This window comes from Streptomyces jumonjinensis (assembly GCF_009600885.1).
In the GTDB taxonomy this organism is placed as follows: Bacteria; Actinomycetota; Actinomycetes; order Streptomycetales; family Streptomycetaceae; genus Streptomyces; species Streptomyces jumonjinensis.
In genome coordinates this window covers 24,224-34,665 of sequence record NZ_VCLA01000160.1, presented here as the reverse complement: position 1 = coordinate 34,665, position 10,442 = coordinate 24,224, and the positions used below count along the sequence as shown (strand labels likewise).

The 10,442-nt window shown below is 69.9% G+C and carries 9 protein-coding genes; 7 read left to right on the top strand and 2 right to left on the bottom strand.

The window, feature by feature from the left end; all coding sequences use genetic code 11:
* The first annotated feature begins 553 nt into the window (after positions 1 to 553).
* Positions 554 to 1,876, top strand: coding sequence for a tetratricopeptide repeat protein (locus tag FF041_RS22835; protein WP_153524538.1), 1,323 nt, complete (start codon positions 554 to 556; stop codon positions 1,874 to 1,876).
* 275 nt (positions 1,877 to 2,151) lie between these two features.
* Positions 2,152 to 3,597, top strand: coding sequence for an FAD-dependent oxidoreductase (locus FF041_RS22830; RefSeq protein ID WP_153524537.1), 1,446 nt, complete (start codon positions 2,152 to 2,154; stop codon positions 3,595 to 3,597).
* A gap of 16 nt (positions 3,598 to 3,613) precedes the next feature.
* On the opposite strand, the gene FF041_RS22825 is transcribed toward FF041_RS22830, so the two are convergent.
* Entirely contained in the window at positions 3,614 to 4,090 is a 477-nt protein-coding gene (locus FF041_RS22825; protein WP_153524536.1) for a hypothetical protein, read from the bottom strand.
* Positions 4,091 to 4,178: 88 nt separating this feature from the next.
* Here FF041_RS22825 and FF041_RS22820 point away from each other — a divergent pair, with 88 nt between their 5' ends.
* Positions 4,179 to 4,514, top strand: coding sequence for a YnfA family protein (locus FF041_RS22820; protein ID WP_153481357.1), 336 nt, complete (start codon positions 4,179 to 4,181; stop codon positions 4,512 to 4,514).
* A gap of 140 nt (positions 4,515 to 4,654) precedes the next feature.
* The gene (locus tag FF041_RS22815; RefSeq protein WP_153524535.1) at positions 4,655 to 5,419 is read left to right on the top strand and encodes an SDR family NAD(P)-dependent oxidoreductase; all 765 of its coding nucleotides are present in this window, start codon (positions 4,655 to 4,657) and stop codon (positions 5,417 to 5,419) included.
* A gap of 111 nt (positions 5,420 to 5,530) precedes the next feature.
* Here the strand turns inward: FF041_RS22815 and FF041_RS22810 are convergent, their stop codons facing one another.
* Positions 5,531 to 6,736, bottom strand: a complete 1,206-nt coding sequence (locus FF041_RS22810; RefSeq protein ID WP_153524534.1) for an RtcB family protein — start codon at positions 6,734 to 6,736, stop codon at positions 5,531 to 5,533.
* Between the two features lie 172 nt (positions 6,737 to 6,908).
* On the opposite strand from FF041_RS22810, the gene FF041_RS22805 reads away from it, so the two are divergent.
* The 3 genes from FF041_RS22805 (at position 6,909) to FF041_RS22795 (ending at position 10,416) form a co-directional block, all read left to right on the top strand.
* Positions 6,909 to 7,841: a hypothetical protein gene (locus FF041_RS22805; protein ID WP_323392428.1), complete on the top strand. Its 933-nt coding sequence runs from the start codon at positions 6,909 to 6,911 to the stop codon at positions 7,839 to 7,841.
* Between the two features lie 224 nt (positions 7,842 to 8,065).
* Complete coding sequence (locus FF041_RS22800) at positions 8,066 to 8,809, top strand: DUF3558 domain-containing protein (RefSeq protein WP_153524533.1); 744 nt, start codon at positions 8,066 to 8,068, stop codon at positions 8,807 to 8,809.
* A 140-nt stretch (positions 8,810 to 8,949) separates the two neighbouring features.
* On the top strand, positions 8,950 to 10,416 hold the full coding sequence (locus FF041_RS22795; RefSeq protein ID WP_153524532.1) for a DUF2637 domain-containing protein: 1,467 nt from the start codon (positions 8,950 to 8,952) through the stop codon (positions 10,414 to 10,416).
* Positions 10,417 to 10,442: the final 26 nt, after the last annotated feature.

The window sequence follows — 10,442 nt, the reverse complement described above, 5'->3', positions numbered from 1 at the left end:
CAGCGCCCGCCCGAGATAAGGCGTGGAGAACGTGCCGAGTATCGTCCCCGCGACCTCACCCGTGCCGTACACAGGCCCTTCGCCCGAGACAGCCGTGAAATAGGTGTGCTCCTGCTGGGGGTCGTCTCGCCGTAACTCCGCACAAAGCGCGCGGTGCTCGCGACCCTCCGGTGCCAGCTCCCACAAAAATCGGGGGACGTTGAGACGTAGCCGGATCTCGGCGACCCCCGCCGCCAGGGTGAGCCACGTGTATAGGCGAGTCACGGCAACCGCCAGTGCTCGTGTTCCTCGTTGACCTCGCGCACTCGCTCCCGCAGGGATCGGAGTACGGGAGAGTCGTCTTCGGCCGTGTCCTGCGGTTCCGCTACGCAGTCAGCCGGACCGGGCTGCTTCTGTCGATCAGCCATCGCCGTTGCTGCTCCCTTTCGCTCTGCCCCGTGCCGCACTGCTTCGTGCTCGCTCTAGGCAACTCCTCAGTCACGCACAGCGGTACCGTTGAGAGGGCAGTAGGACTTGAAAGGCTTGAACGACGGCTCCAGCCCCAAGGAGACCTATGGACACGCGGAAATCGAACACCCAGTTGGACCGGCTACACAAGGAAGCAGGCTGGACTCAGGGTCAGTTCGCCCGTGCGGTCAATCTGATCGGGACCGAGCGAGGGACACCGACCACGTTCGGAGAGTCCACCGTCCACTACTGGCGGAAAGGCGTAACCCCCAAAGAAAAGGTACGCCCGCTGATCTTGGAAGCACTTTCGCGCAAGCTAGGACGACTGGTCACCCACTCCGAAGCCGGGTTTCCCGCCTCTATCCGCACTCCAAACAGTTGCTCCACCGTGGAAGAGTTGATCGACCTAGGGAGACAGGACGTGGAACGTCGGAATTTACTTGGAGCGAGTCTCTTCTCTGTCGCATTGACCATCCCTAATTGGCCAGACATTGTGGGGAGGATGGAATCTGTCCAAGCAGGAGGAGCGCACCGCATAGGAATGTCGGACGTTGAGTTGGTCACGAAAATGACCGACCGCCTATGGGAGACATTTGAAGACTTTGGCGGCGAGCATACTCGACCGATGGCCGCACTATTCCTCGCCAATACTGTCGCCCCATACCTGCGGGCGGATGCGCCCGAGGCAATCCGCAAGGCCATGATGTCCTCTGCTTCTTTTCTCTGCTATCTAACCGGCTGGACGGCAGAGGACGAAGCATTGCATGGGCTGGCGCAGCGGTACTACAGAAAGGGGTTGGAATTCGCGGGCGCAAGTGGCGATCATCTGACGTACTGCCACGTTCTTCGGGGTATGTCAGTCCAGGCAGCGGACCTAGGGCACGGTCCGGATGCTGTCCGCTTGGCCGACGCTGCCGCCGCCGCTTCTCCGAAATCGGGACCGCGCATGCAAGCATTCTTTGCGGCGCAGCAGGGGTACGCCTCCGCCGTATCCGGTAACGACCGTGAGGCGCTGGCACGTATTCGAGAGACCGAAAAGTCTCTCGATATCGCTGAAAGCGGGACCAGGACCTTCGGAGGTTTCAGTGCATCGACTTTGGCTTACGCGACATCCCAAGTTCGCTACCACTCAGGGGACGTCAAGGGTAGTATCGATTCCCTAGAGTTGCATTTCCGTCTGAGGGATACGAGTGACACGCCTCGATCCGCAGTTCGATTCAGCTCAATACTGGCTGAGAGGCAGCTAGAACTAGGTCACCTAGAGGCCGCATGCAGCACTTGGAATCAGGTGCTTGACGAATATCCGTCGATTCATTCTGGCCGGGTGGATCGACACGTTGCGGACATTGGCAGGCGCCTCCGACCTTATTGTTCGAATTCGACAGCGCGTGAGGTTTATGAACGGGCCTTGCGAAGCGTCAGGGCGTAGCCGGGGCCTCGGGGCCCGTCGTTCTCATGGGAGGGGGCCGCGCAGGGGTGGTGCCGGGACGTAAAACGTGATTTTGTGGCGCAAAGGAGGCCCGCCATCAAACAGGGACTGGAAACGCGCCGTAAATCATGAGTCCCGGCACCACCCCGGAGCGGACACCGCACCCCAGCCCCAAGAGCCCCGCCCCACCCCGAAGCCCCCGCACCCAGCAAGACACCCAGAACCTCCCCTGAGCGGCTCCCGGTCGGTTAGCGTGGGCGGCACAGGAGGCAGCCATGGGCGGCACGGTCGGAAGGGACGGCGCGAGCACCGGAACGGCCACCGACGCCGATGTGCTCGTCGTGGGCGCGGGCCCCACGGGACTGCTGCTCGCCGGGGATCTCGCCGCCGCGGGCCTCCGGGTCACCGTGGTGGAGCGCCGCCCGTCCGGGACGAGCAATCTGACCAGGGCCTTCGCGGTCCATGCCCGCACCCTGGAACTGCTGGACGCCAGAGACCTCGCCGATGAGCTGGTCTCCCGGGGCACCCCCGTCGCCCGGCTGCGCCTCTTCCGCCCGCTCTCCCTCGATCTGTCCCGGCTGCGATCCCGCTTCCCCTTCGTCCTCATCACTCCCCAGTACGAGGTGGAGCGTCTGCTGGAGCGCCGGGCCCGCGCCGCCGGGGCCGTCTTCCGGCACGGGACGCGGCTGACGGACCTGACCCAGTCGTCCGACGAGGTCATCGCCGGGCTGCGGGACGGCGAAGGGACGCGGTCCACGGTCCGCGCCCGCTACGCGGTCGGCGCGGACGGCGTCCGCAGCTCGGTGCGGACCCTGCTGGGGCTGCCGTTCCCGGGCGGCTCCGTGATCCGCTCGATGATCCTCGCGGACGTGCGGCTCACCGAGGAGCTGGCGCAGCTGCCCCTGGCCAACGGCGTGGGGGATGTCTTCGCCTTCATCGCCCCCTTCGGCGGCGGCTGGTACCGCGTCATGGGATGGGACCGCAGCCATCAGGTCCCCGACAGCGAGCCCGCCGATCTGGACGAGCTCCGCGACATCACCCAGCGCGCCCTGGGCTCGGACCACGGGATGCACGACGCCCGCTGGATCTCCCGTTTCCACAGCGACGAGCGCCAGGTCCCCGCCTACCGGCAGGGCCGGGTCTTCCTCGCGGGCGACGCGGCGCATGTGCACTCCCCGGCGGGCGGCCTGGGCATGAACACCGGTCTCCAGGACGCGGCCAACCTCTCCTGGAAGCTGGCCTCGGTCCTCAGGGGCAGGGCCGCGGACCCCGAGGCCCTGCTCGACAGCTACCACTCGGAGCGGTATCCGGTGGGGCGGATGGTGCTGCGCTCCAGTGGCGGGATCGTCCGCCTCGCCATGGCGCACACCCCGGCGGAGCTCGCGCTGCGGTCGCTGATCGCCCATGCCCTCCAAGCAGCAGCCCCGGCCTCGGCGAGGGTGCTCGGCATGGTCTCGGGCATCGCCGTCGCCTATGCCAGGCCCTTCGGCTCCCACCCCCTCACCGGCAGACGCGCCCCGGATCTGCGGCTGGCGGAGGGACGGCTGTACGAGCTGCTGCGGAAGGGGGAGTTCGTGCTGGTGTCCCCCGAGGGCGTGACACCGGCCGCGGCAGCGGCACCGGCGGAGGCCGTCCGGGCGCACTGGGCCTCGGACCGCCGGGACGCGCTGCTGATCCGCCCGGACGGCTATATCGCCTGGGCCGAGGCCGAGAACCGCTGACGCCACCGGGCAGCGCTCAGAAGGCGTAGGAGCGCCCGGTGGCGGGCGTGAGCACCCGGTGCTCGTTGTTGTCCGGGCTCTCGTCGGCCACCCCGCCGTTCCAGTGGGTGCCGATCTCCACCGCCACCTGCTCCGGGGTGCCCCGGGTCCGCAGATCGAGGGCGACCCGGCGGCCCCCGGCCCCCGCCCGCAGCGGGCCGGTGGCGCACAGCACCACCGTCTCGGTGCTCCACAGACAGCCCGGCGGCAGAGCCGGGACGGCCGCCGGCGGAGCGGAGAAGGCGAGCCTGACGGTGGCGTTCTCCAGGTTCGCCGGACCGAGGCTCTCGGAGGCGAGGGAGACCTTCAGCCGTCCCCCGGTCAGCGAGACATGCCCGTGGTGGGCCACGTCCGCCTCCGGCGCGGCTTCGGGGCCCGCGTTCGCGGCCCCGATCGCGGCCACCGCCACCACTGCCGCGGACACCGCGAGCAGCGCCTTGCGCATCACACCCATGCCACAGAAGATACCTTTTGTCCGTTAATATTCCTGATTGCTCGTCAGCCCGGCGCGTCCCGGCTTCCCGGGATGGCAGGGTGGATCCATGCTCGTCCTCCGCTCAGCCGCCCTGTTCGTCGTCGCCGCGCTCTTCGAGATCGGCGGCGCCTGGCTGGTCTGGCAGGGGTTCCGGGAGCACCGGGGGTGGATCTGGATCGGCGCGGGGGTCATCGCGCTCGGCGCGTACGGCTTTGTGGCGACGCTCCAGCCGGACGGGGAGTTCGGCCGGATCCTGGCGGCGTACGGCGGGGTCTTCGTCGCGGGCTCGATCGTCTGGGGCATGGTGGCGGACGGCTACCGCCCGGACCGCTGGGATGTGATCGGCGCGCTGGTCTGCCTGGCGGGCATGGCGCTGATCATGTACGCCCCCAGAGGCCGCTGAGGCCCCCGCCACGCACCCCGGGCTCGCGGCACCCAGGGCCCGGGCCCCACACCCCGGCCCGCCCCGCACCCATCGACCCGCCGCCCGCCTATCCTGGCGGCGTCATCCATGTATTCGATCGCACGCGCGAGGAGCAGGTCATGACCGCCGTCGGCACCCCAGTCGCCGTTGTCACCGGAGCCAGCAGCGGCATCGGCGCCGCCACCGCACGGCAGCTCGCCGGGGCCGGGTATCACGTCTTCCTCACCGCCCGCCGCGAGGACCGGATAGCGGCGCTCGCCGCGGAGCTCACGGCAGCGGGCCACCAGGCCACCGCGCGCGCCCTGGACGTGACCGACCGGGCGGCGGTCGACGCCTTCGCCTCGGGCCTGGACCGCTGCGATGTACTCGTCAACAACGCGGGCGGCGCGCTCGGCGCGGACCCGGTCGCCACCGGGGACCCCGCCGACTGGCGCCGGATGTTCGAGGTCAACGTCATCGGCACCCTGCACACCACGCAGGCGCTGCTCCCGGCGCTCACCGCCGGCGACGGCGGCACGGTCGTGGTTCTCACCTCCACCGCGGGCCACGCCACGTACGAAGGCGGCGCCGGATACGTCGCCGCCAAGCACGCCGAGCGCGTACTCGCCGAGACCCTGCGGCTGGAGATCGTGGGCACCCCGGTCCGGGTGATCGAGATCGCGCCGGGCATGGTGAAGACCGAGGAGTTCGCCACGACCCGCTTCCGCGGCGACACGGAGAAGGCGGCGAAGATCTACGCGGGCGTGGCCGAGCCCCTCACCGCCGACGACGTCGCGGACACGATCACCTGGGCGGTCACCCGTCCGCCCCACGTCAACGTCGACCTGCTGGTGGTCCGCCCCCGCGCCCAGGCGTCCAACACCAAGGTCCACCGCACACCGTGACCGCACGGCGCGAGGGCCGCGGGACTCCCCCGCCCCACGCCCCTGACCACACGGCGTGAGGGCCGCAGGGCTCCCCGCCCCACGGCCCTCACCGGATACCGGATACCGGAACTAACCCTTCACACACACGACCTGCTTGAGCTTGGCCACGACCGCCACCAGATCGCGCTGCTGATCGATCACCTTCTCGATCGGCTTGTACGCCCCCGGGATCTCGTCCACCACGCCGGCGTCCTTACGGCACTCCACGCCCCGGGTCTGCTCCTCCAGGTCCTGGGTCGAGAAGCGCTTCCTGGCCTGGTTCCGGCTCATCCTGCGGCCCGCGCCGTGGGAGGCGGAGTTGAAGGACATCTCATTGCCCAGGCCCCGCACGATGTACGAGCCGGTGCCCATCGAGCCCGGGATGATCCCGTAGTCACCGCTGCCCGCGCGGATCGCGCCCTTCCGCGTGACCAGCAGGTCCATGCCGTCGTACCGCTCCTCCGACACATAGTTGTGGTGGCAGGAGATCACCTCGTCGAAGCTCACCTTCGCCTTGCGGAACTCCCCGCGGATCACTTCCTGGAAGAGCCCCATCATCACGGCACGATTGCGCTTCGCGTACTCCTGCGCCCAGAACAGATCGTTCCGGTACGCCGCCATCTGCGGGGTGTCCGCCACGAAGACCGCGAGGTCGCGGTCGACGAGCCCCTGATTGTGCGGCAGCCTGCCGGCCTCCTCCATGTGGTGCGCCGCGAGCTCCGCGCCGATGTTGCGGGAGCCGGAGTGCAGCATCAGCCAGACCGCGCCGGACTCGTCCAGGCAGACCTCCACGAAGTGGTTGCCGCCGCCCAGCGTCCCCATCTGCGCGGTCGCCCGCTCACGACGGAACTTCACCGCGTCCGCCACCCCGTCGAACCGGCCCCAGAAGTCGTCCCAGTCCGCGCCGCCGGCGCCGCCCGCGAGACCGTACACCCGCGACGGGTCCACCGGCTCCGCGTGCATCCCCCGGCCCACCGGGATCACCTGCTCGATCCGGGAGCGCAGCCGGGACAGATCGCCGGGCAGGTCGTTCGCCGTGAGCGACGACTTCACCGCCGACATTCCGCAGCCGATGTCGACGCCGACCGCCGCCGGGCAGACCGCGCCCTGCATCGCGATGACCGAGCCGACCGTCGCGCCCTTGCCGTAGTGGACGTCCGGCATCACGGCCAGGCCCTTGATCCAGGGCAGCGTGGCCACATTGCGGAGCTGCTGCATGGCGATGTCCTCGACCGTCGCGGGATCGGCCCACATCCGGATCGGTACCTGCGCCCCCGGCACCTCTACGTACGACATACTTCCCCGATTCCCCCGTTAAGCCCAAAAAATCAATGAAACGCAAAACCGGTGCCAATGTCCGCGAAAGACCCAACGGACCGGCATCCACAGCGGCGCGTGCGATAGACATTGTGTCCATCGGCCGCCATGGAGCGGCAACCGTTTTTCCGCTCGAAGGGAGCCCGGGACCGTGCAGCGAACTGCGTACGCGACCCGCCACAAGGCGAGCAGGGTCCGCGCGGCGCTCAAGACCGCCAGAGCCGCCCGGACCCGCCGGGGGGCCCGCGGGAGCCTGCTCTCCGTGCCCGCCGCCGCACTCCTCGCGGCGCTGGCGACCGGCTGCACCTCCGACCCCGGCGCCGCGGGGACCGACGTGGACGCCAAGATCGGCGAGAGCACCGGGACCGTCGCCCCGCCCGGCAAGTACCGCACCCTCCTCGAACCCTGCGGTTCGGTCGGCCGCTCCACCCTCGGCGAGCTGCTCCCCGGCGCGGCCGAACTCCCCGAGGACCAGCGGCAGAAGATCCTGCGCGGCGAGCCCGCCAGCACCTTCGACACGGACCGCCGCGCGGGCTGCTCCTGGAAGGCCGCAGGCGCCGGCGCCTCGCACACCCTCAGCCTCGACTTCGAGCGCGTCGTCTCCTACGACGCCGCGGTGAGCGACAACGACCGGGCGCAGGAGGTGTTCATCAGGAAGCAGGTCGCCGCCCTCCCGGACTCCGCCGTCCCCTCCTCCCGGTCATCGCAGCCGCCCCAGGGTTCCGCGGACGACCGGAACGACGACCGGAACGACGCCCAGAGCGACAGCCAGGGCGACGATCAGAGCAGCGACCAGAGCAGCGATGAGAGCGACGGCGAGGGCGAACCCGCCGAGGGCCTGGAGTCCCGCGTACTCGACGATCTCGGGGACGCGGCCTTCCTCAGCGATGTGCCCACCCCCGCGGGCGGCGGATCCACCGCCCAGCGCCGCACCGTGAGCGTGGCGTTCCGCACATCCAATGTCATCGTCACCGTCGTCTACACCGAGCAGTCCGGCAGTACGACGGCGGTCCCCGACAGCGAAGAACTCCAGGACAAGGCCCAGAGCCTGGCCCGGAGCCTGGCCGGGGAGTTCAGCGAATAGCCGTCCGGGCGAACGGCCGGGCCGGTGGCATACGTGTCAGGAGACGCATCCGCCCCGGCCCCTGAGCCGCGTACCGTGGCCCTGGCTCACCGCCGCGACCGGGCCCACCGCCGCGACCGGGCTCGCCGCTCCGGCCCGGCGAGCCCCCGCACCGGCCCGGAGCCGCGCCGGATCCCCTCGGTCTCCGGCGCCGGAGACCGTACGACAAGGAAACCGAAGGAACCATGCACCGAAAAGCCCCGCGACTCGCCCGCATACTCGCCTGCGCCGCCGTCCCGGTGATGCTGGTCGTCACCGGCTGCTCGTCGGACTCCGGCGACAAGTCCGGCGACACCGGCGCAGCCCAGGAGAAGGGCGGCGACAAGGCCGCCGAGTCCGCGGCGCCCCCGGCGGAGAAGACGCCCGACGTCGAGCCCGCGAAGTTCGCCAAGCTCCCCGACGCCTGCCGGTCGGTCCCCGCCAAGACCGTCGGCGAGCTCGTCCCCTCGGCCAAGGTCAAGGGCGGCACCGCAGGCCGGTCCACCGACACCATGAGCCGCTCCAACTGCTCGTGGAACGGGCTCGACGACAACGGCGTCGAGGGCTCCCAGTACCGCTGGCTCGACGTCTCCTACCTCCGTTACGACTCCGAGCAGGCCCTGGCCGCCAGCGGAGCCCAGCGCGCGCAGGACAACTTCACCAAGGAGCTGTCCAAGGCCCAGTCCACCCCGGGCGCGAAGAAGGTGAAGTCCGCCGCCGCCAAGGGCATCGGCGAGCAGGCGTCGACCGTCACCTACCAACTGCGCAAGACCGGCGAGGACTTCTCGTACGTCACCGTCGTGGCCCGCACCGAGAACGTCGTGATCACCCTCACCTACAACGGCACCGGATACGCGGGAGCGCAGCCCCCGGCCGTGGCGGATCTGACGGAGAAGGCCCTCGGCGCCGCCAAGGAGTCCGTCGCTTCGGTCAAGGCCGCGAACAAGTGACCCCGGGCAGCAAGTAGCCTTCCCCTGGCCGAAAGGGAACACGCGTTCAGCGAGCACGTTCACCGACCCATCCGGGGATGGACTCGACGACGAGTTCGGCGGACACCGACGCACGCGTTTCGAAGGGGAGGGGGTAGCGGATGGCCGCGATGCAGCTGACACGCACTCACCGCATACTCATCGGAGTCGTCGTGAGCGGCGCCGTGATCATCGCCGGGATCGGTTTCGCCGGTTCCTACGCGGCGGTGCGCGATCTCGCCGAACGCAAGGGCTTCGGCGACTTCGCCGCCGTCTTCCCCATCGGCATCGACGCGGGCATCTGTGTGCTGCTCGCGCTGGATCTGCTGCTGACCTGGATGCGCATCCCCTTCCCGATGCTGCGCCAGACGGCCTGGCTGCTCACCATCGCCACCATCGCGTTCAACGGCGCGGCCTCCTGGCCGGACCCGCTGGGCGTGGGCATGCACTCGGTGATCCCGGTGCTCTTCGTGGTCTCGGTGGAGGCGGCCCGGCACGCGGTCGGCCGGATCGCCGACATCACCGCCGACAAGCACATGGAGGGCGTACGCCTCACCCGCTGGCTGCTGTCGCCGATCCCCACGTTCAAGCTGTGGCGCCGGATGAAGCTCTGGGAGCTGCGCAGCTATGAGCAGGTCATCAAGTTGGAGCAGGACCGACTGGTCTATCAGGCCAGGCTCCAGGCCCGCTTCGGACGGGCCTGGCGGCGCAAGGCTCCGGTGGAGTCGCTGATGCCGCTGCGGCTGGCGCGGTACGGGGTGCCGCTCGCGGAGACGGCCGCCGCCGGTCTCGCGGCTGCGGGCGTGGAGCCGCTGCTGCTGCCGCCCGCGCCCCAGCGGCAGCCCGCGCATGAGCCGCTTCCGGCCCCGAAGCAGGCCCAGGAGCTCCGGGAGCTCCCTGCGAAGCCGGCCGAGGAGTCGCGCCACGCCCCGGCGCGGGAGCTGCCGGAGGAGTTCTGGCCCGAGGACGAGTGGCCCCAGGAGCACATGGAGCACCCGTACCCGGCCGATCACGACGGGTACGACGGACACCCCGGATACGACGGTCACGACGGGTACGAGGCCCGCGCCGGCCACCCCCAGCAGAACCAGCAGGACCAGCGGGACCAGCGGGACCAGCGGGACCAGCAGGGCAACCCCTGGTTCGCCGCCCAGGCGCCGCAGGGCGGGTACGAGGGCGGTTACGACCCCGAATACCCCGGCTACCCCGGACACTCCGACTACACCGAGTCCCCCGAGCACGCCCCCGTACAGGTCCCCACGGGCTCGGGCGGCACCCGCCCCCTCGGCGACCCCCGGCCGCGCCCTCAGGGCCCGGCGCCGGAGCCCGGGGAATCCCCCGAGAGTGCGGAGAGCACGGAGAGCGCCGAGCAGCTCGCCCAGGCCGAGGAGGAGTTCTACGACGCGGCCTACCCGGTCTTCGTCTCGGTCTCCAACGACCTCGGCGACTACCCCAAGGTCGAGCAGCTCGACATACACCTCTCGGACGCGGGCATCACCCACCCCCGCAGTCTGGCGCTGCTGCGCCAGGTGCACTCCGCCTTCAAGGACCGCTTCCAGGCCGAGATGGTGGACGAGCACATCGCCTGATCGCTCCGGGGCCGTACACGGGCGTG

Bases quoted from the DNA above. Each gene is read 5' to 3' on its own strand.
- FF041_RS22835 (WP_153524538.1), top strand. From the start codon at position 554: ATGGACACGCGGAAATCGAACACCCAGTTGGACCGGCTACACAAGGAA.
- FF041_RS22830 (WP_153524537.1), top strand. From the start codon at position 2,152: ATGGGCGGCACGGTCGGAAGGGACGGCGCGAGCACCGGAACGGCCACC.
- FF041_RS22825 (WP_153524536.1), bottom strand. From the start codon at position 4,090: ATGGGTGTGATGCGCAAGGCGCTGCTCGCGGTGTCCGCGGCAGTGGTG.
- FF041_RS22820 (WP_153481357.1), top strand. From the start codon at position 4,179: ATGCTCGTCCTCCGCTCAGCCGCCCTGTTCGTCGTCGCCGCGCTCTTC.
- FF041_RS22815 (WP_153524535.1), top strand. From the start codon at position 4,655: ATGACCGCCGTCGGCACCCCAGTCGCCGTTGTCACCGGAGCCAGCAGC.
- FF041_RS22810 (WP_153524534.1), bottom strand. From the start codon at position 6,736: ATGTCGTACGTAGAGGTGCCGGGGGCGCAGGTACCGATCCGGATGTGG.
- FF041_RS22800 (WP_153524533.1), top strand. From the start codon at position 8,066: ATGCACCGAAAAGCCCCGCGACTCGCCCGCATACTCGCCTGCGCCGCC.
- FF041_RS22795 (WP_153524532.1), top strand. From the start codon at position 8,950: ATGGCCGCGATGCAGCTGACACGCACTCACCGCATACTCATCGGAGTC.